This is a genomic window from Haloterrigena salina JCM 13891, from assembly GCF_000337495.1.
Classification (GTDB): domain Archaea; phylum Halobacteriota; class Halobacteria; order Halobacteriales; family Natrialbaceae; genus Haloterrigena; species Haloterrigena salina.
In genome coordinates this window covers 203,442-221,635 of record NZ_AOIS01000058.1, presented here as the reverse complement: position 1 = coordinate 221,635, position 18,194 = coordinate 203,442, and the positions used below count along the sequence as shown (strand labels likewise).

General features: G+C 66.3%; 22 protein-coding genes. 13 read left to right on the top strand and 9 right to left on the bottom strand.

The window, feature by feature from the left end; genetic code table 11:
* Nucleotides 1-138: 138 nt before the first annotated feature.
* The 5 genes from C477_RS18545 to C477_RS18525 all read left to right on the top strand — a co-directional run bounded on the left by C477_RS18545 (nt 139) and on the right by C477_RS18525 (nt 2,557).
* Nucleotides 139-966, top strand: a complete 828-nt coding sequence (locus C477_RS18545) for an AzlC family ABC transporter permease (protein ID WP_008896078.1) — start codon at nt 139-141, stop codon at nt 964-966.
* Nucleotides 959-1,273 carry an AzlD family protein gene (locus tag C477_RS18540; RefSeq protein WP_008896077.1) on the top strand — a complete coding sequence of 105 codons (315 nt, stop codon included), beginning with the start codon at nt 959-961 and terminating at the stop codon, nt 1,271-1,273. Before C477_RS18545 ends, C477_RS18540 begins: the two co-directional genes overlap by 8 nt.
* Nucleotides 1,274-1,343: 70 nt before the next feature.
* Nucleotides 1,344-1,604, top strand: coding sequence for a hypothetical protein (locus tag C477_RS18535; RefSeq protein WP_008896076.1), 261 nt, complete (start codon nt 1,344-1,346; stop codon nt 1,602-1,604).
* A complete protein-coding gene (locus C477_RS18530) occupies nt 1,604-2,014 on the top strand; it encodes a hypothetical protein (protein WP_008896075.1) in 411 nt (136 codons plus the stop codon). Before C477_RS18535 ends, C477_RS18530 begins: the two co-directional genes overlap by 1 nt.
* A 90-nt stretch (nt 2,015-2,104) precedes the next feature.
* Nucleotides 2,105-2,557 (top strand): pyridoxamine 5'-phosphate oxidase family protein, encoded by a 453-nt coding sequence (locus C477_RS18525; RefSeq protein ID WP_008896074.1) that lies wholly within the window; start codon nt 2,105-2,107, stop codon nt 2,555-2,557.
* A 42-nt stretch (nt 2,558-2,599) separates the two neighbouring features.
* Here the strand turns inward: C477_RS18525 and C477_RS18520 are convergent, their stop codons facing one another.
* Nucleotides 2,600-2,749, bottom strand: coding sequence for a DUF7560 family zinc ribbon protein (locus C477_RS18520; protein ID WP_008896073.1), 150 nt, complete (start codon nt 2,747-2,749; stop codon nt 2,600-2,602).
* A gap of 138 nt (nt 2,750-2,887) precedes the next feature.
* Nucleotides 2,888-3,556 (bottom strand): helix-turn-helix domain-containing protein, encoded by a 669-nt coding sequence (locus C477_RS18515; protein WP_008896072.1) that lies wholly within the window; start codon nt 3,554-3,556, stop codon nt 2,888-2,890.
* Between the two features lie 231 nt (nt 3,557-3,787).
* Here C477_RS18515 and C477_RS18510 point away from each other — a divergent pair, with 231 nt between their 5' ends.
* On the top strand, nt 3,788-4,174 hold the full coding sequence (locus C477_RS18510) for a winged helix-turn-helix domain-containing protein (protein ID WP_008896071.1): 387 nt from the start codon (nt 3,788-3,790) through the stop codon (nt 4,172-4,174).
* A gap of 129 nt (nt 4,175-4,303) precedes the next feature.
* Here the strand turns inward: C477_RS18510 and C477_RS18505 are convergent, their stop codons facing one another.
* From C477_RS18505 to C477_RS18495, 3 genes are all read right to left on the bottom strand, one after another.
* Nucleotides 4,304-4,936, bottom strand: coding sequence for a hypothetical protein (locus tag C477_RS18505; RefSeq protein ID WP_049914661.1), 633 nt, complete (start codon nt 4,934-4,936; stop codon nt 4,304-4,306).
* A 522-nt stretch (nt 4,937-5,458) separates the two neighbouring features.
* Nucleotides 5,459-6,094: a DUF998 domain-containing protein gene (locus tag C477_RS18500; RefSeq protein WP_008896069.1), complete on the bottom strand. Its 636-nt coding sequence runs from the start codon at nt 6,092-6,094 to the stop codon at nt 5,459-5,461.
* Nucleotides 6,095-6,271: 177 nt separating this feature from the next.
* A complete protein-coding gene (locus C477_RS18495; protein WP_008896068.1) occupies nt 6,272-8,203 on the bottom strand; it encodes an aldehyde ferredoxin oxidoreductase family protein in 1,932 nt (643 codons plus the stop codon).
* A gap of 223 nt (nt 8,204-8,426) precedes the next feature.
* On the opposite strand from C477_RS18495, the gene C477_RS18490 reads away from it, so the two are divergent.
* Complete coding sequence (locus tag C477_RS18490) at nt 8,427-9,281, top strand: hypothetical protein (protein ID WP_008896067.1); 855 nt, start codon at nt 8,427-8,429, stop codon at nt 9,279-9,281.
* A 94-nt stretch (nt 9,282-9,375) separates the two neighbouring features.
* Here the strand turns inward: C477_RS18490 and fdhF are convergent, their stop codons facing one another.
* Nucleotides 9,376-11,532 carry a formate dehydrogenase subunit alpha gene (gene fdhF, locus C477_RS18485; RefSeq protein ID WP_008896066.1) on the bottom strand — a complete coding sequence of 719 codons (2,157 nt, stop codon included), beginning with the start codon at nt 11,530-11,532 and terminating at the stop codon, nt 9,376-9,378.
* Nucleotides 11,533-11,753: 221 nt separating this feature from the next.
* On the opposite strand from fdhF, the gene C477_RS18480 reads away from it, so the two are divergent.
* Nucleotides 11,754-12,317, top strand: coding sequence for a hypothetical protein (locus C477_RS18480; RefSeq protein ID WP_008896065.1), 564 nt, complete (start codon nt 11,754-11,756; stop codon nt 12,315-12,317).
* A 13-nt stretch (nt 12,318-12,330) separates the two neighbouring features.
* Here C477_RS18480 and C477_RS18475 read toward each other — a convergent pair whose 3' ends face one another.
* Nucleotides 12,331-12,633 carry an amphi-Trp domain-containing protein gene (locus C477_RS18475; protein WP_008896064.1) on the bottom strand — a complete coding sequence of 101 codons (303 nt, stop codon included), beginning with the start codon at nt 12,631-12,633 and terminating at the stop codon, nt 12,331-12,333.
* A 113-nt stretch (nt 12,634-12,746) separates the two neighbouring features.
* Here C477_RS18475 and C477_RS18470 point away from each other — a divergent pair, with 113 nt between their 5' ends.
* The gene (locus C477_RS18470) at nt 12,747-13,040 is read left to right on the top strand and encodes an ArsR/SmtB family transcription factor (protein WP_008896063.1); all 294 of its coding nucleotides are present in this window, start codon (nt 12,747-12,749) and stop codon (nt 13,038-13,040) included.
* 179 nt (nt 13,041-13,219) lie between these two features.
* Nucleotides 13,220-14,341 (top strand): CobW family GTP-binding protein, encoded by a 1,122-nt coding sequence (locus tag C477_RS18465; protein ID WP_008896062.1) that lies wholly within the window; start codon nt 13,220-13,222, stop codon nt 14,339-14,341.
* 14 nt (nt 14,342-14,355) lie between these two features.
* Here the strand turns inward: C477_RS18465 and C477_RS24230 are convergent, their stop codons facing one another.
* Nucleotides 14,356-14,514, bottom strand: coding sequence for a hypothetical protein (locus C477_RS24230; RefSeq protein ID WP_008896061.1), 159 nt, complete (start codon nt 14,512-14,514; stop codon nt 14,356-14,358).
* A gap of 155 nt (nt 14,515-14,669) precedes the next feature.
* Between C477_RS24230 and C477_RS23870 the strand changes: the two genes are divergently transcribed.
* Nucleotides 14,670-14,831: a hypothetical protein gene (locus tag C477_RS23870; protein ID WP_008896060.1), complete on the top strand. Its 162-nt coding sequence runs from the start codon at nt 14,670-14,672 to the stop codon at nt 14,829-14,831.
* 91 nt (nt 14,832-14,922) lie between these two features.
* Here the strand turns inward: C477_RS23870 and C477_RS18460 are convergent, their stop codons facing one another.
* The gene (locus C477_RS18460; RefSeq protein ID WP_008896059.1) at nt 14,923-16,083 is read right to left on the bottom strand and encodes a glutathione-independent formaldehyde dehydrogenase; all 1,161 of its coding nucleotides are present in this window, start codon (nt 16,081-16,083) and stop codon (nt 14,923-14,925) included.
* 347 nt (nt 16,084-16,430) lie between these two features.
* On the opposite strand from C477_RS18460, the gene C477_RS18455 reads away from it, so the two are divergent.
* Both C477_RS18455 and C477_RS18450 read left to right on the top strand, forming a co-directional pair.
* Complete coding sequence (locus C477_RS18455) at nt 16,431-16,850, top strand: GlcG/HbpS family heme-binding protein (RefSeq protein ID WP_008896058.1); 420 nt, start codon at nt 16,431-16,433, stop codon at nt 16,848-16,850.
* A 204-nt stretch (nt 16,851-17,054) separates the two neighbouring features.
* Complete coding sequence (locus C477_RS18450; protein WP_008896057.1) at nt 17,055-18,152, top strand: sodium:calcium antiporter; 1,098 nt, start codon at nt 17,055-17,057, stop codon at nt 18,150-18,152.
* Nucleotides 18,153-18,194: the final 42 nt, after the last annotated feature.

Sequence of the window (18,194 nt, the reverse complement as noted above, 5' to 3'; positions counted from 1 at the left end):
GGCAGCCTGTGGCTGTACGGAGTGTACGTACGTGACTGATCGAACGCCGCGATCGGACCCGCCATCGCACGGCGGTCCCCTCGCCGCTTTCGAGAACGCTTTACGCGGCGGTGATCGGAGGGTGAACTAGAGGTCGCGATGGCAGGGAATTTCGACTCGGACGACCCGTCCGCTCGAGCGTCGGAGTCATCGAACGGCGGCGACAGCGGCGCTACTGCTGATTCCGACGCCAACCCGACGGATTCGTCGGCAGCGGCGGCAACACCGGTGCCGGACGGCGAGTCCGTCACGTTCGGCTGGGACGGGCTCCGCGCCGGCTTTCTGGCCTGTCTGCCGGTCGCCGTCGGCGTCGGCGGCTACGGGGTGGCGTTCGGCGTCCTCGCGAATCAGGCGGGGCTGAGCCTCGCGGAGGCGGCGCTGATGAGCATGACCGTCTTCGCGGGCGCCTCCCAGATCATCGCCGTCGAACTGTGGGCGGATCCGCTCCCGATCGCGGCGATCGTCGCCACGACGTTCGCGGTCAACGTGCGCTACGCGCTGATGGGCGCGGCGCTGCAGTCGTGGTTTCGCCACCTCTCGCCGGGCAAGATCTACTCGAGTCTCGTACTCATGGCCGACGAGAACTGGGCGCTGTCGATGCAGGAGCTCGCGTCGGGGAGTCGCCGCGGCGCCTTCCTGCTGGGCAGCGGCGTCGCGCTCTGGCTGTGCTGGGTCGCGTCGACGGTTCTGGGCGTCCTCGCCGGCGAGTCCGTCGGCGATCCGGCGCAGTACGGCGTCGACTTCATCCTCGCGGCCGTCTTCGTCGCGCTCGCCGTCGAGCTCTGGGACGGCCGGTCGACGCTGGTACCGTGGCTCGTCGCGCTGGCCACGAGCGTCCTCGCCGCGAACGTCCTCCCGGGGGAGTGGTACATCCCCCTCGGCGGGTTCGCCGCGGCCGTCGTCGAGGTGGTGAGACACGATGGCTGACGTCCTCTCGCTGGATCCGCTGGTCGTCGGCGTCATCCTCGCGATGACCGTCGTCACCGTCGTCGCGAAGGTCGGCGGCATCTGGCTCGTCCGCCACGTCGAGGTGAGCGAGCGCCTGCAGGCGGGGCTGGACGTCCTGCCGGGCGCGATCGTGGTCGCCGTCCTCGGGCCGGAGCTGGCGGCCGGCGGGCCGGCCGAGTGGGGCGCGGCCGCGCTCGTGCTGGCGGTGATGTGGCGGACCGAGAGCATCATCCTCGCGCTGGTCGCCGGCGTCGTCGGCGTGGTCTCCCTCAGGGCGCTGTTCTGATCGGCGCGGGTCCGGACGCGGCGCTGCCGCCACGCTCGAGTTTATCCGATCGGCCGCCGTATCGGCGACCATGGCAACGCGCGTCGAACGCTCCTTTCGCGGCATCTCCGAACGACTGGCGATCCGGTATCTGACGAACCTCGGCGGCGAGCGGGTCGACGACGACACCGTCGCGGGCGAGGACTGGACGGCGACGCTCTCCTCCGAGAAAGTCGGAATCGGCCCGTCGCTACAACTGACGGAGGTGACCGTCGTCTTCGAGGGCGACGAGGACCGCCTCGAGCCGCTCGTCGAGAAGTTCGCCCAGAAGGCGATGCGCGCGGGTGGCTGATGTCGGGCGAGCCGATCGAGGGCCAGATCCTCGTGCTCACGGCGGCGAAGGCGAGCGTCGCGCCGACGCGGCTGCCGGACCTCGTCGACCGCGCACAGCGCCGTCTGGCGGCCGACCGCGAGCGCTACCGACGGGAGTACGAGCGCGTCCACGCGGACGACCTGCGCGAGGCGTTTCTGGTCGAGTGGGGCCACTGGGAGGCGGTAGGCGAGGAGCTCGGCATGACCGACCGCGAGCGGTCGGCCGTCCGTCGCGCACACGAGGAGCAACTGCTGCGGATCGGGCGCCGAACCGACCGCGAGGAGACGTTCGAGACGGCCCTCGAGATTCGGGAACCGGTCTGTATCGGGACGAACGGCGCGGACGCGAACGGAGGCGAACCGAACGGCGCGACCGACGACGGACCGTAACGCCGACCTGCCGGTGCCGGCTCAAACCGGCGGTCGACGCCGATGGCAACTATAAAGAGCGTGTTCGCCCTTGCTCAATGCACTGAGACGATGGCTATCGATCAGGAGACCGACATGGCCGACGCGGAGATCGACGACTTCCTCGGCGACCACGAGACGGGGGTGTTATCGCTCGCGCGAACCGACGACCCCTACGCGATTCCGATTTCGTACGGGTACGACGACGACGAGCGCGTGTTCTATATGCGGCTGGTGTCGACGCCGGAGAGCGAGAAGCGGGCGTTCCTCGAGTCCTCTCCGACAGCACGGCTCGTCGTCTACGACGAGCGGGACTCGACCTATCGGAGCGTCATCGCGACGGGGCAGTTAGAGGACATTTCGCCGTCGGAGCTGACGCCGGACCAGATCGCCCAGTACGGCGAGGCGAAGCGACCGCTGTTCGAAATCTGGGCGCAGGGCAAGGAAGAGCTGGATATCGAACTCTACCGACTCGATCCGGACAGCCTCGAGGGACGGCGAACCGAAGTCGATCGAGAGGAGTAACGTCGGTCGGTAGGGGCCATCGGTACGGGAGCGATCGAGCGTTCAGTTCGTCTGTTGCTCGGCGGCGAAGTCCGCGGTCGTGACGTCGGCACCGCAGACCGGACACCCGTGTTCGAGCGTGGCCTCGCGCATCTCCTCGTTGACCTCGATCGCTTGGCCGCATTCTGGACAGGTAAATTCGTATCTGCTCATGAGATGGGCGTAGTCCGTGTGTCTCGTGGGTCGTCTACGTTCATAGCTGTGCGTCCACTATATATAGGGTTGCGGTTCGACGCCGACCCGCAGTAGGTCCCGAAGCGTTTTTGGATCATGAGTGACCGGTCGGTGCGATCAGTCGTCGTACTCGAGGATCGCGTCGAGGAGTTTCGTTTGCGCGGCCGCGAGGTGTTCGGTGAACGTCGTGCTGGTGATTCCGAGCTCCGCGGCGACCTCGCCTGCGTTGGCTCGCTTCGGATGCTCGAAGTAGCCCATCCGGTGGGCCGTCTCGAGGACCTCGAGCTGGCGGGCGGTCAGGGTGCTCCGGTCGACGAAGACGAGATTCCGCTCGTCGTGGTCCTGCTGGGACTGCAGCAGCCGCTGGACGTCGAGGTTCGAGTACCGCTCCTTGAGGTCGCCGATGATCGCCTGCAGGCCGTGCATATCCGACGCGTGGAAGGTCAGATACAGCGACGCCCCCTTCGTGCGGACGTCGACCAGCGGCGAGTCGTGGCGTTCGATACACTCGCAGGGACAGCCCCGACCCAGCTCGCGGCCGAACCGATACACCTCGCTCGAGCCGTAGGAGAAGACCGGCTCGATGTCGACATCGGCGTCCACGTCGAACTGGCTGGGATAGTCCTCCGCCTCGAGCATGAACTCCTCGGTGACGCGCTCGGGCGCGTCCGGATTCGCGCTCTTCGAGACGGAGAGGACGCGACCGCTCGCCGCCGCCGAGGCCGCCGTGACGACGCAGCCGGCCGGATCGTCGATTTTGATCTCCGCTCGAATCCCCGAAGGCATGGCTACTGCTGGGGGTGCCGGCCTCGTAAACCCTGTGTCCTGTCTCGCTCGCCGGCGACACCCGCCGTTTCGAGGGGCGTGCTGATGGATACCACGGAACCCGCCATTCGTCCCCGCGCGAAACCAGTCCGATAGCACGCGACACGGCGGTTTTCGCATTCGCATATAAAGGACCCAGATTTAGTGGGACTCATTTGGAGGGGGTCCGGCCGATAGTAGAGAGTGAAGACGATGTCCGCTACGAACTCCACTACGAAGCGAGGATGGCCCGCAACCGACGACGCGATCGACGCCGGCGCCGTGCTCGGCGCGCTCGACGACGACGCCTGCCGAGCCATCCTCGAGGCGACGAGCGAGGAGTCACTGACTGCGACGGAACTGTCCGAGCAGTGCGACATCCCGATGTCGACAGCCTACCGGAAGGTCGAGAAACTGACCGAGGCCGAACTGGTCGAGGAGCGCGTCCGGATCAACACCTCCGGCAAGCACGCGACCGAGTACCGCAAGTCCTTCGACGACGTGCACGTCTCGATCGACGACGGGGAGGTCGCGATCGAAATGACGAAACCCGACGCCGAAACCGACGCCAGCGCGAACTACGCCGTCGCCGACGACTGACGCCCCCGACGTGACCGGACGAGCCGCTGGGAACACCACTGCTCGGATCACGTCGTAGCGGACGTCCCGACGGCCCGCGGATCGATCTTTTGAACTACCGTACGTAGCCAGTAGCGACGGCTCGACGGCTCAATCGACCGTCCGCTCGGACTCGTCCTCGAGCGGGAGCAACCGGTTCGGCACGACCGAGAGGACGGCGTCCGGCGCGCGCTCGAGGAGCCGCTGGGCGACGCTGACGAGGGGTTTTCGCACGAACGTGTAGCCCACCGAAACAGCGAGGAGGACGAGCACGGCTGTCCGAATCGGCGCCTCGAAGACGAGCAGGGCGGGGATCGAGAGGGCACCCGCGAGGAGGAGATCCTCCGGCGCGCCGTCGTAGCGGATCCACCGGCGGGGCGCGAGCCAGCGGTCGTGGTAGTGGCTGTAGACCGCCCGCTCTGAGGGCGCTCGCCAGGGTTTCAGCTCGAGGCCGCCGCCGAACCGATCGCTCGCGGAGTGGAGGCCGGCGGCCAGCAGGAAGACTGCGAGGCCGACGGTTACAGTGGTCGGGACGAGGACGGCGGCGAGGCTCGCGGGAACCGCGAGCGCGCCGTAGTAGACGGGGAAGTGGAGCGTCTTCCGGTGGCCCGCGTAGAGGTCGAAATCGGGGAACAGCCCCCCGAGGATCGCCGCGCTCGCGACGACGACCGCGAACTGCGGCGCGACGACGGCGACGGCGGCGGCGAGCGCGAGCCCCGCGAAGACGTGGGTCGTGGCCATCATGGTAGCCCGCCGTAGGACGGGCGCGGGGATACGTTCGTCGGCGCTCGCAATCGGTATCAGTCCCGTCTCGAACTGGTCATCCGGTGTGCCGTGGCGCGCGCTGAGCCGCGGAGAGGTCCGCGAGGCGGGACCGAAGGGATCGCCCCGCGAAGCGAACGGGGAACGAAGTGACCCGTGAGCCCGTGACGAACCGCGGCTCGATGTCGTGCGAGGTCTCTGTGAGCGAAGCGAACAGAGGCTTGTCAGAGCTTGCTCTGACAGTGGATGAGCGAGCGACTGCAAGGAGCGAACGAATCGGCTGGTGAGGGCGTGGAAATCCCCGTTGCCACGGTTGGCAAGACGGCCACCTCACCTTCACGAAGATACGAGCGCTAACTCGAATTGACCTCACAGCGACGGTGATCACGAAAACCGTGTGTTATAACGCAACCAACAGTCCCTGCCGAATACACAGTCAGTTCTCTCAAGGATCACGCCTCGAGCGAGTAGCCGGCGCATCCTCGAGCGGGGCCGTACTCGAGATCAGTCCCCAGCGGCGTCAATCGGCGGCTCGGCTAATAGGTAGCCGCCGAAGGCCAGCAGCCACAGCATCGGCGGGTAAACGATCATTCGCTCCGCGCCGCCGTGGCCGATCGGGCCGAAGACCGCAGGGTTCCCGGCGTCGCCGACGGCCATCACCGCCACGAACGCGATCCCGACGAGTCCGGTGATAGCAGAAATCGCCTTCATCGGGCCGGCGACGCGTGTCCCGCTGGCGATCGCCTCGAGGTTGAATCCGAGGAAGGCCGCGAGCGCGAACAGCCCGTGGAGATCGCCGGCGTCGAGCGGGACGACGCCCGCACCGGTCGCCCCAAGGGCGGCGAAGATGTAGACGGCCAGAATCCACCGCGCCCCGTGGGACCGGTAGAAGAGGTAGCCGCCGACGAGGTTCAGCGCGCCGGCGGCGACCAGCGACGCGTTGAACAGCGGCGCCGTCTCGTCGATCGCGCCGAGATCGCTGATCGCCCCCTGCGCGAAGTCGTAGCCCGGCGCCATCGACGCGGCGAGCATGCTGCCGATCATGAACTGCGCCGCGAGCGCGACGAACACGAGTCCGGTGAGCCACTGGTTGTCGCCCCGCGGTTCGTGGACCCTGATATCGGACCGTTCGGTCGCCATGTGAGCCGTTCCACTCGAGTCGGTTTGATACTGGGGGCTAACGACGTGAACGTTGCGAGCGTCCGCTCGCTGTGTGAGTGGGTCGCCTTCGGCGAACCCGAGGTGGAAAACGTTCGGTGACTGGACCGACCACGCTATCCGAAGTCCGCAAAAGAAACCGGTCGGGAACCGCCGAACTCAGTCGTCGCCCGGTGCCGCAGCGCCGCTATCGCCCACGGAGACGCCCGTTCCGGGACCGATGTCGATCCCGAGCTCGTCGAGTTTCTCGTCGGGGACGACGCCGTCGACCCAGCCGCGGTGGTCGTAGTACTCGTCTTTCATCTCCTCGAGTTCGCAGTACTCGCCCTCCGAGGCACCCTGGCCGTGGATCCCGTCCTCGAGGAAGCGCTCGGGCAGCGAGTCGTCGCTGCCGTCGAAGCCGACGAGGTTGTTGTAGTACCGCTCGAGGTTGTAGATGCGCTCGCCGGTCTCGAGGAGTTCGTCCTCAGTGACGTCGAGACCGGTCATCCCGTTGTACTGGGTGACGTACTCCTCGATGCCTTCGGCGAAGGCGTTGAACTTGCAGATGTCGAACGAGTCGCTGATCGCGTGCAGGTCCTGGAACTGGGCAGTGAGTTCGCCCTTCCCCTCCCACTCGTAGGGGTCGACCTTCTCCGGGATGCCCAGAATCTCCGCAGCGGGCGTGTACCCGCGCAGGTGGCAGGCCCCGCGGTTCGAGGTGGCGTAGCCGATGCCCATCCCCTTCAGGCAGCGGGGATCGTAGGCGGCGATGGTCTCGCCCTTGACGTCCAGTCGGCAGTCGTGGGCGTCGAACCGCTCGGCCGCGCCCTCGGCGCCCTCCGCGAGCGCGTCGGGGAGGTCGCCGTCGCGGTGGGCGATGCGCCCGATCATCTCGACCATCTGTTCGGTATCGCCCCAGTTGACGTCCTCGTCGACGTATCCCTTCTCGCTCATCTCCATTGCCATCGCGAGCATGTTGCCCGTGTCGATGGTGTCCATTCCGAAGTCGTTACAGCGGTCGATCATGAGGGCGATCTGGTCCCGGTCGTCGTTGGCGGAGTTCGTCCCGAGCGCCCAGGCGGACTCGTACTCGTAGGACTCCATCCGGACGTTCAGCTCCTCGCCCTTGTGCATCACGTCGACCTCGACCTCCTTCTTGCAGGCGACCGGACAGGAGTGACAGGTCGGTTCGTCGACGAGGATGTTCTCGCGGACGTTCTCGCCGCTGATGCGGTCGGCGTCGAGGTCGTGCGGTCGATCGGCCTCGCTCTCGTTGTAGGCGTTCCCCGAGGTGTAGACGCCGTTCTTCGTCGGATGACCGTCCATCTCTTCGGTGATGTTCATGAGGACGTTGGTGCCGTACATCGAGAGGCCACCCTCGTTCGGTGCGGTGACCTCCGACTCCTGGATGGCCTGCATCGCCTGCTGGTGGCCCTCCATGAACGTTTCCTTGTCCGCCGGTTTGGGCATCTTCGTCCCCGATTTCACCACGACCGCCTTGAGGTTCTTCGAGCCGGCGACACAGCCGGTACCGCCGCGACCGGAGGCCCGATCGTCCTCGTTCATGATGTTCCCGAAGCGAACGAGGTTCTCGCCCGCGGGACCGATCGCCATGATCGAGAGGTTCTTGCCGAAGGCGCCGTCGACCTCCTCCTCGATCGTATCGCGGGCCTCGTGGACGCCCTTCCCCCAGAGGTGGGAGGCGTCCCGGAGTTCGACCTCGCCGTCCTCGACGAAGGCGTAGACCGGCTCGTCGGCCTGTCCCTCGAACAGCAGGCCGTCGAAGCCCGCCCACTTCAGCCGGGCGCCCGACCAGCCGCCGTGGTGGCTGTCCGTAACGGTGCCCGTCAGCGGCGATTTCGTGCAGATGGCGATCCGACCGCTCATCGTCACCTGCGTCCCCGAAAGCGGCCCGTTCATGAAGGCCAGCACGTTGTCGGGCCCGAGCGGATCGACGTCGGGACCCTGTTCGAAGACGTACTTTACGCCGAGGCCGCGCGCCCCGATATACTTCTCCGCGTCTTCGTCGTCGATCGACTCGTAGTTCACCTCCCCATCGCTCAGATCGATACGTGCGACGTTGTCTTGGAATCCGCCGAGTTCAGTCATCGTCGTTCACACTCGGTCTCTTCCTCCCGGAGTGTGTTAGTTGTTGCCACACATTCGTTACGAACGACCGAAAGTCGTGGAACGAGTAACAACGATCGGCTCCGAAATCATACTCGAGATCCGTTGAAACAAGTGAAAGACGGCGCCTCGAGTCGATGCAGACGGGAGTCGAGCGGCGGCCTTTTTTCGCCGTTCGGCGCGTAGTCGTCGGCGGTGAGTCACGGTGATCGACGTTCTCGACGCGTTCGCGCGACTGGAGCGACCGGAGCACACCGGTGAGAACCGGTGTCTCCCGTGCACGGCAGTGAACGTCGCGATCGCGTTCGCCCTCGCGGTCGGAATCGGCGTCGCGGGCTCCGCGCTCGTCGGCGCGCTCGCGTTCGCGTGCTGTCTGCTCCTCGTCTACCTCCGGGGCTATCTGATTCCGGGCACGCCGACGCTCACGCGGCGCTACCTCCCCGACCGGATCCGCTCGTGGTTCGGCAAAGCCGACACCCCGGGGCCCGAACGACGGCCGACGATCGAGACGGCCGACCTTGAGGCCGCCGTCGAGACCCTCTCGACGGCCGACGTAGTGCGCTCGACGGCGAACGGTGACGGGCTCCGCCTGACCGACGACTTCCGGGAGCGATGGACCGACGGCCTCCCGGCCGGCGGCGCGGTGGAATCGCCCGCCGACGCCGTCGCACTCCTCGTCGACGCCGACGAGATCGACTCGTACGGCGAGGCCACGGTCGAACTCGACGGGACGAAGCGGCTCCGCTGGGAGTCGGACGCGGCGCTCGCGGCCGACGTCGCCGCGGACCGAGAGCTCCGAACCCGCCTGGACGGCTGGGAGGCGCTCGAGCCGGCGGATCGCCGCGACGTGCTCGCGGGACTGCGACTCCTCCGGGAGCGCTGTCCCGCCTGCGACGGTCCTCTCGAGACGCACCGCGAGCGCATCGAACACTGCTGTCGACGGCCGCGGGTGGCCCTCGAGACCGACTGCGAGACCTGCGGACGATCGATCGCCGCGCTCGCCGTCGGCGAGTCCAGTCCGCTCATCGAGTGGGTGCCGACAGGAGACGCCGTCGCGTGACCGCCGGCGGCGACCCGGATCGGCTCCGACTCGAGAGGCAACTAATCTCGAGCGTTCGGGCTGACGACAGGGAGCGACCGGCGACGGCCGACGGTCAGTCGTCGGCCGCCGGATCGGCCGTCTCGCCGAGCGGTTCGACGTCGACCTCGATCTCGGCGGCGGCAGCCTTGTACTCGGGAATCTTCGCCCGCTCGTCGAGGACGTGGTTCGTCAGGCGGTTGGCCGAGGCGGCCGCGAAGTGCGGCGTCGTCCAGACGACGCCCTCCTTGGTGTCCTTGGTGACGTGGGCCTCGAGCGTGATCTCGCCGCGCCGTGAGTGCAGTCGGACGTACTCGCCGTCCTCGATCCCGTAGCGCTCGGCGTCGGCCAGATGGACGTCGACGAAGTTCTCCGGCGTCTGCCGGTTGAGCGTCGGCGACCGGGTGCTCATCGTCCCCGTGTTGTAGTGTTCCTCGAGGCGCGCGGTCGTGAGGATCAGCGGGTACTCGTCGTCCGGGGTTTCGGCGGGCGGGGTGTGCTGGACGCCCTCGATGTGGCCCAGCCCGCTCTCGGTCTCGAACTCCTCCTCGTAGAGGAACGGGTCGCCCTCGTCGCCGAGTTCGTAGCAGGGCCAGTGGAGTCCCTCCTCGCCGAGCAGGTCGTAGGTCATCCCGTGGTAGCTCGGGCAGACCTGCCGGAGCTCCTCGAAGACTTCTTCGGGGTCGTCGAAATCAAACAGATCGTCGCCGTCGTCGAAAAGCCGCTTCCCGACCTCGGACAGGATCTCGAGGTCGTGCTTCGTGTTCTCGTGAACCTTTTCGACGCCGCGCATGCGCTGGACGCGGCGGTCGGTGTTGGTGACGGTACCGCCGCGTTCGGCCCACGTCGTCGCCGGGAGGAGCACGTCGGCGTACTCGGCGGTTTCGGTCGGGAAGATGTCCTGAACGACGACGAACTCGAGGTCCTCGAGGCGCTCGGCGACGCTGTTAGCGTCGGGCTCGCTCATCACGGGATTCTCGCCCATGACGTACAGTCCGTGGATCAAGTCGCCGGCCGCGTAGGAGATCTCGACGTTCGTCAGTCCCGGCTCGTCCGGAATCTCGAACCCCCAGACGTCCTCGACGGACTCGCGGGCCTCGTCGTCGTCGACCAGCTGATAGCCCGGGAGGACGTTCGGCATCGCGCCGACGTCGCAGGTCCCCTGGACGTTGTTCTGGCCGCGCAGCGGGTTGACACCGGTCCCGGGACGACCGATGTTGCCGGTGATCAGCGCCAGGTTGATCTCGTTTTGCACGTTGTCGACGCCGCAGGCGTGCTGGCTCATCCCCATCCCGGTGAAGATGGCCGCGTTGTCCGCCGTGGCGTACTTTTCGGCGGCGCGTTCGATCTCCTCGAGCGGGAGGCCACACTCCTCGGCCGCGGCCTCCTTGTCGAAGTCTTCGAGCGTGTCCTTCAGGTGGTCGAACCCCTTCGTGCGCTCTTCGACGAACTCCTCGTCGATCCAGCCGTCGTCGGGATTCTCCTCGTGGTGCTCGAGGATCGTCTTCAGGACGATGTTCAGCAGCGGGATGTCGGTGCCGGGGTTCAGCTGAAGGTGCTGGTGGCGCTCCGTGTCGTCGATCTGGAACGACCGCGTCGTCTTGTTCGCGTGCGGATCGACCTGAATCACGGTCGCGCCGTCCAGGACCGCCTGCCGGAAGTACTGGCTGTTGGCGATGGGGTGTTGCTCGCCGGGATTCGCGCCCTGAATCCAGAACAGGTCACACTCCTCGCGGAGGTCGCGCATGCTGTTGGTCATCGCGCCGGCGCCCAGACTGGTCCGCAGCGCCCAGACCGTCGAGGCGTGGCACATCCGCGTACAGTTGTCGACGTTGTTCGTCCCGTACCGGCGCGCGAGCTTCTGGAGGAGGTAGTTCTCCTCGTTCATCGTCTTCGAGGAGCCGAAGAAGCCCGTCGCGTCCGGACCGTGTTCCTCGCGGATCCGCTCGAGTTCGTTGACGACGTACTCGTAGGCCTCCTCCCACGTTGCCTCGCGGAACTCGCCGTCCTCCTTGATTTGCGGTTCGGTGAGCCGGTCTTCGTGGTCGATTACCTCCGTCGCCGCGCCGCCCTTGATGCAGATGCGGCCCTCGTTGACCGGCGCGTCGCCCCACGGCATGAACTGGACGTCGCCGGGGTCGTCGCCCTGTTGAATCTGAATGCCACACCCGACGCCGCAGTACGGGCAGATCGTCTCGACCGGATCGTGGTGCTCTTGCTGATCGCTGGACATTGGTCTGAGTTGCTAGCTGTCGGCCTGCGGTTCGGTGCCACGTAGATGGACTTCGTCCGTGTTCATGAGTCTTTCTAGCACATATCACGAAAATCGATACCGATTACCGGACGGGCGCGACCCGTTTCGGACGAACGCCAGGTCGACTCCGCCGTCCATCGCCGTAGCGAGGCCAAGAGGGGGAACGCTCACGGCCATGCGTGACAAATTGTACCACGGCGATGGAGCTCACCCGATCGGTGGTCGAGGCGAACGCCGACGAGTACCGCGAGCGCGAACCCCTCTACCCCGTCGAACGGGAGTCGATCGAGACGCTTCCGGGCGCGTTCGCCGCGGGCGAGTTCGGCCGCCGCGACGCCGAGTGGGTCGTCCAGTGGTACTACCGGCGACTCCTCGGTGCGATCCCCGACGCCCGCCGTCGGGAGCGCGAGGAGCGATTCGGACGAAACGAGTTCGAGACCGCCCGGGACGCGATCACCGACGTCGCGGCGGCGACCGATCCCGCCGATCGAATCGACCGACTGACCGCCCTCGAGGGCGTCGACGTCCCGGTGGCGTCGGCGTTCCTGTTCTTTGCCAACCCCCAGCGGTGCATCGTCGTCGGCGATCGCGAGTGGACAGTACTCGCCGACTGCGGAGAGCTGTCCGAACCGTATCCCGAGCCGCCGTCGGTCGCGGACTACGAGACGTACCTCGAGACCTGTCGCTCGCTGGCGGACCGATTCGACTGCGATATGTGGGCGCTGTACCGCGCGCTCTGGCGGCTGTGGACGGACCGGGACTGAGCCTCGCCGGCGGTCAGCGGACGGAGAGGTCCGAACCCTCGCCCCGTTCGGTGAACTCGAGTTCGATCTCGAGTTCGCGCTCGCGCTTGCTCGCGAACTCGATCTCGACCTCGATCGGGTCGCGGTACTCGAAGGGGATCTCCCACGTCGATCCCGCGACCGTCACCCGCGTATCGGCCTCGAGTTGATCGGCGAGTTCCCGGAGAAAGGCGGCCGTCTCCTCCCGCGAGAGATAGACTTCTCGTTCGAAGAACCCGTCGGTGATCGTCCGCCGGTCGCGGTCGCGGTCTTCCGGAAGGGTAACTCGATCGGACATGGTGTTTGGTACCACACTTGTCGGCATAAACCTGAACCAACATCCTTCGAATCCTGTATGTAGGGGAAGCGTACCGGCGAAATCCTTCTTGGGTCTGCGACCCACGTGACTCTATGTCCCTGATCGAGGTACTGGGGAACGGGACCCGACTCGAGATTCTGCGCGAACTCTCCCGGGGGCCGAAGTACGTCTCCGAACTCGCCGAGGCGGTCGGCATGGACGGAACGAGCGCCGTCCACCACCTCTCGACGCTCGAAGACGCCGGCTTAGTCGAGTGGTACATGCGCGGCAACCGGAAGTACTACCGACTCACGAGTTCACTCGAGTTGCGGATCGCACCGCCGCCGGAGCGGACGTTCGTCCTGCAGGCCGACGAGATCGACGCGTCGGATCCGTCCGATCGGTGAGCGAACCACCGGCACGGTTCGTACTCGCCGTCGCGGCGGCAGCGTCGCCGCTCGAACAGTGACGCAACATGGTCGTCCCGAGACTCGTCCGATCGACACCTAATAGTCCCGCGTTCGATACTGTCGGTGGATCCCGACCGGTCACTTAGTAGCGCTCCCGTCATGATAGGAGATATCGTATGACAGAGAACGGCCCAGTTCCCGTCACCGTCGTCAGCGGCTACCTCGGGGCGGGAAAGACGACGCTGATCAATCACGTGCTGTCGAATCCGGGCGGACGGCAGGTAGCGGTGATCGTCAACGACATGGGAGAGATCAACGTCGACGCGGACCGCATCGCGCGGGAAAACGACGAGGACGGGATCGTGGATCTCTCGAACGGCTGTATCTGCTGTCGGTTACGGGGAGATCTCCTCGAGGAAGCACGGCGGCTGGCGGAGCGCCGAACGTTCGACTACCTGCTGGTCGAGTCCTCGGGGATCAGCGAGCCGATTCCCGTGGCACAGGTGTTCACCGAAGGGACCGACGAGAGCGACGTCGATCCGACAACCCTGTTTCGGCTGGACACGATGGTGACCGTTCTCGATACGTACGGGTTCTGGAAGGAGTTCGACGCCGGAGAACGGCTTCCGGAGGGGGCACAACCCGACACCGACCGGCCGTTGAGCGAGGTCCTCGTCGAGGGGATCGAGTTCTGTGACGTCTTGCTGCTCAACAAGTCCGATATGGTCCCCGAGGACGTCCTCGAGGAGATTGAAGCGGTCGTCGAGACCCTCCAGCCGCGTGCGAAACGGCTCCGAACGAGCTACTGTGAGATCGATCCGGACGTCGTCCTCGACACCGGTCGATTCGACTTCGAAACGGCGAAGCGGTCGCAGGGGTGGAAACGCCATCTTCGCGGGGAGGATCACGATCACGGAGACGGGCCGGGCGCCCACAACGAAGAGCGCACCGCCGCCGAGATGCACGGCGTCTCGTCGTTCGTCTTCCGGTCCGACCGACCGTTTCACCCGGAGCGACTCGCGGACTGGCTCGAGGACTGGGACGGCGCGATCGTCCGCGCCAAGGGCGTCTGTTACGTCGCGAACCGGGAGGAGGTGATCGGCGTCAGTCAGGCCGGGCCGTCCGTCAGGGCCGGCCCGATCGGCGAGTGGCGACCCGACGACGACCGGCGCACGCAACTGGTGTTCATCGGCAGAGAGATGGACGAAGAGCGGATTCGCGAGGAACTCGAGGCGTGCGTGATCGAGAGCGACGAAGCGGCGGAGACGGAACCGCCGGTCGATCCGTTTCCGCTATGACCGCTCCCCGATCCCTACGACTCCAGTTGGTCGCTGAGTTCGTCCCAGGACTCGTGGAAGCCGTGAGTCGACTGGTCCGCCGCCCGGTCGGAGAGGGCGTTCTGGTAGACGTCGTCGTACTCGAGCAGCCGCGTCCAGCCGTCGTGGAGGGAGTAGCTGCAGTACTGGCACATGCGTCGAGCTACGCCGGCCGGCGATATACCCGTTTCTCCGCACGAGGAGGCTCCGGCCGGTCGGCAAGCAACGGATCGAACTCGCGGCGGCATCGAACGCGAGTGACCGTCGGACGAGCCGAAAGCTATGCGATCGCGAGGGAACGACGATAACCATGAATCGGAAGGGCGGATACGTCAGTAGCGCGGACGAGACAGTCGAACGGGCGTGCGAGCACTGCGAGTGGCACGCGATCGCGAGATCCTATCCGGAACTGATCGAACGGTATCAGGATCACCTCCGCGACGAACACCCGACGGCGTGGCTGCGAAGCTGACGTCGGGGCACACCCGCGGACCGCGGCGAGGGCCCGGTCCGATCGGTCGCTTCGAGACGAGCGCTACCGACCGGAACCGGCGGCGAGACGGCTACGGCTCGAGCAGGACTTTGATAACGCCCTCCTCGCGCTCGTCGAACTTCTCGTACATCTCCGGAGCGCGATCGAGGTCGACGCGGTGGGAGACGACCCAGCTTGGGTCGGCGCGTCCCTCGATGATCATGTCCCGTAGCTCCCGGTTGTACTCCTTGACGTTACACTGGCCGGTGCCTAACTTCAGCCCCTTCTCGAAGAGTTTGCCGAAGTCGATACCGAGTCGGCCCTGGGCCGCCATCTCGTCGGGCGCGCCGGGGTCCGACGGGACGTACAACCCCGGGATCCCGAGCTCGCCGGTCGGTCGGACGGCCTTGATGAGCTGGTTGAGCACGACCGCGGGGTTCTCTCGGGCCGGATCGTACGCGTCGTCACCCGGATCCGTCTCGGGGTCGATCGCTTGATACCCCACCGCGTCGACGCCGTTGTCGACGCCGCCGCCGTGTGCGTCCTTGATCTGTTCGACTGGATCGCTCTCCTCGAAATTGATCGGGCGGGCGTCGCAGTGGTCCTCGGCCAAGTCGAGGCGGCTCTCGACGCGGTCGACGACGTAGATCTCCGACGCGCCCTGGATCTTGGCGCTGTAGGCGGCCATCAGGCCGACGGGACCGGCCCCGAAGATCGCGATCGATTCGCCGGGTTGCAGGTTCGCGAGTCGGGTGCCGTGCCACCCCGTCGGGAAGATGTCCGCGAGGAGCGCGAAGGCGTCCTCGTGCTCGTCTCCCTCCGGCAGTTTCAGCGCGTTAAAGTCGGCGTAGGGGACCCGGAGTTTCTCGGCCTGTCCGCCCTTGTACGGTCCCATCGCGACGTAGCCGTACGCGCCGCCGGCGAAGCCGGGGTTGACGTTGGTACAGAACCCGGTGTACCCGTTCTCGCAATTGCGACAGAACCCGCAGGCGACGTTGAACGGCATCACGACGCGGTCGCCCTCCTCGAGCGACGTGACGGCGTCGCCGGTCTCGATCACGTTGCCCATGTTCTCGTGACCGAAGACGATCCCCGGATCGGCCGAGGTCCGCCCTTCGTACATGTGGAGGTCCGATCCACAGATGCACGTCGTCGTGATATCGACGATAATGTCGTTCTCGTGTTCAATTTCGGGCTCGTCGACCGACTCGACGGCTACCTCCTGCGGTCCCTGATAGACGACGGCGTCCATTGACATTGGTTATCAAACCTCGATGAACGGACGACGAACTCCGTTGTAAAGCTTCGCGTGGTCGCTGCGCTCGAGTCGGAATCAGTTAGCATCCGTTCGTTCCGTGGAAGGTGTGCTAGCACGCCCACTCTGACGGTGACTGGCGCCGTCGGTCGACCGTCTCGTTCTACCCCGTCCGTGGCGCGCGATCGCCGTCACGAGACGAGGCCGCACGTCGCGATGGGCGCCGGAAAACCACCAGCGAGAGAGACAGTCTCGCCGTTCGATTTCCCATCTATCACTGGCAGTATATAGTCGGATTTCCACGGCGAGTATTTATGAACCCTCGAAGTGTGGTAGGCTTCCGCATGGTCGAGTCAGTACAACTCGAGACGGCGAAGGAGGTTATCGACGCGGCCGAACAGCGAGCGGAAGAGATCGACAATCCGATGGTGATCGCGGTCTCGAATTCCGAGGGTAACCTTATCGCCCAACATCGGATGGACGGCGCGTGGCTCGCGTCGATCGATATCTCGCGGAACAAGGCCTACACGGCGGCCGCCCTGGACATGCCGACGCACGATCTGGCCGATCCGACCAGGCCGGGCGAATCGCTGTACGGCCTGCAGAACACCAACCAGGGAAAGATGGTCATTTTCGGCGGCGGCTACCCGCTGGAGCGGGACGGCGATATCGTCGGGGCGATCGGCGTTAGCGGCGGCGAGGTCGAGCAGGACATGGATGTCGCGGAGTCTGGCGTCGACAGATTCGACGAACACTCTTCGTAACGACGGCGTGCGGCGGTCGTCGCGCTCCGTCCCGAACGACCGATTTTCGCCTCGAAAACGCGCGGAACCGGTCCCGACGACGGGCGCGTACTCGACGGCCGGCGGGTCGTCCCGTCGGTCGATCCGCGACGCGTGTATAGATTTCCAACGGAATTCTCTCCCCGGGTTGTTAGCTATATGTTGACGGCCCGCATGCAGTGGGTTATGGTCGAAGACCTCCTCGAGGGCGTCATCGAGGGACAGGGGACGTGGTTCGCGGTCGTCGTGCTCGTCGTCGGGGCGGTCGTCCTCACCTACAGCGTCGAGAAACTCATCAGCTACCTCACGCGGGCGGCGATGGGTTTCGGCGTCTCCATCTTCGCGCTGGCGATCGTCTTCACCGGCCTCGAGTTCGACGACACCGCCGTCGCGCTGGTCTTCGGCGCCGGCGGCCTCGAAGACGCGGCGCTCGGCACCGCGCTCGGGACCGCGCTGGCGATCACCGGAATCACGCTGGCGGTCGCCGCGATCGCGCGGCCGTTTCCGGTCGACGTCCCCCGCGATTACCTCGTGTTGTTCGCGCTCTCGCCGCTTCTTCTGGTCCCGTTCGTCCTCGCGGGAACGCTCACCGCCGTCCACGGGCTCCTCCTCGTCGCGGCGTTCGCCGCGCTGCTGGGCTACGTCGTCGTCCGGGAGTCCCAGCGCGACGTCCCGGTGTTCCGGGACTCGGAGATCGCCGAGCGCATCGAGGCCGACGGCGGCGTCCCGCTCGAGGAAGTCAGCCTCGCGGAGCTCGACAGTCGAACGGTCCTCGAGGAGATCCCCGAGGACCGGTTCGTCACGGACGCCGCCTACGAGGCCGCCTTCTGGCTCGGGCTGTCGGTGCTCGCGCTCGGCGGACTCGTCGTCGGCTCGATCATGCTGCAGGCGAGCTCGGAGGTGCTCGTCGAGTCGTGGGGGATCGAGGAGACGGTCTTCGGGGCGACCGTCCTCACACTGGTATTGACGTTCGAGAACCTCCTGCTGACGATCGAACCGGTCCGCCGAGGGATTCCGGAGATCGGCGTCGGCCACGTCGTCGGGAGCGTGATCTTCTCCGTCACGGCCAACGTCGGGGTCATCGCGTTCGTCGCCGAGGTGACGATTCCGCCGGCCGTGCTCGTCTTCCACCTGCCCGCGGTGATCGTCCTGACCGCCGTCGCTGCAGCCGTGATCGCCAGCGGCCGGCTCCGGCGGGGCCACGGGTACGCCCTCGCCGGGCTGTACGTCGCTTACTGGCTCGTCGCGATCTTCGCGTTCGGCGGCGTTCCGATCCCCGGCTAGGCCCGCGAGCGCTGACGAGACGGGGCACGGAATCGGCGCCCG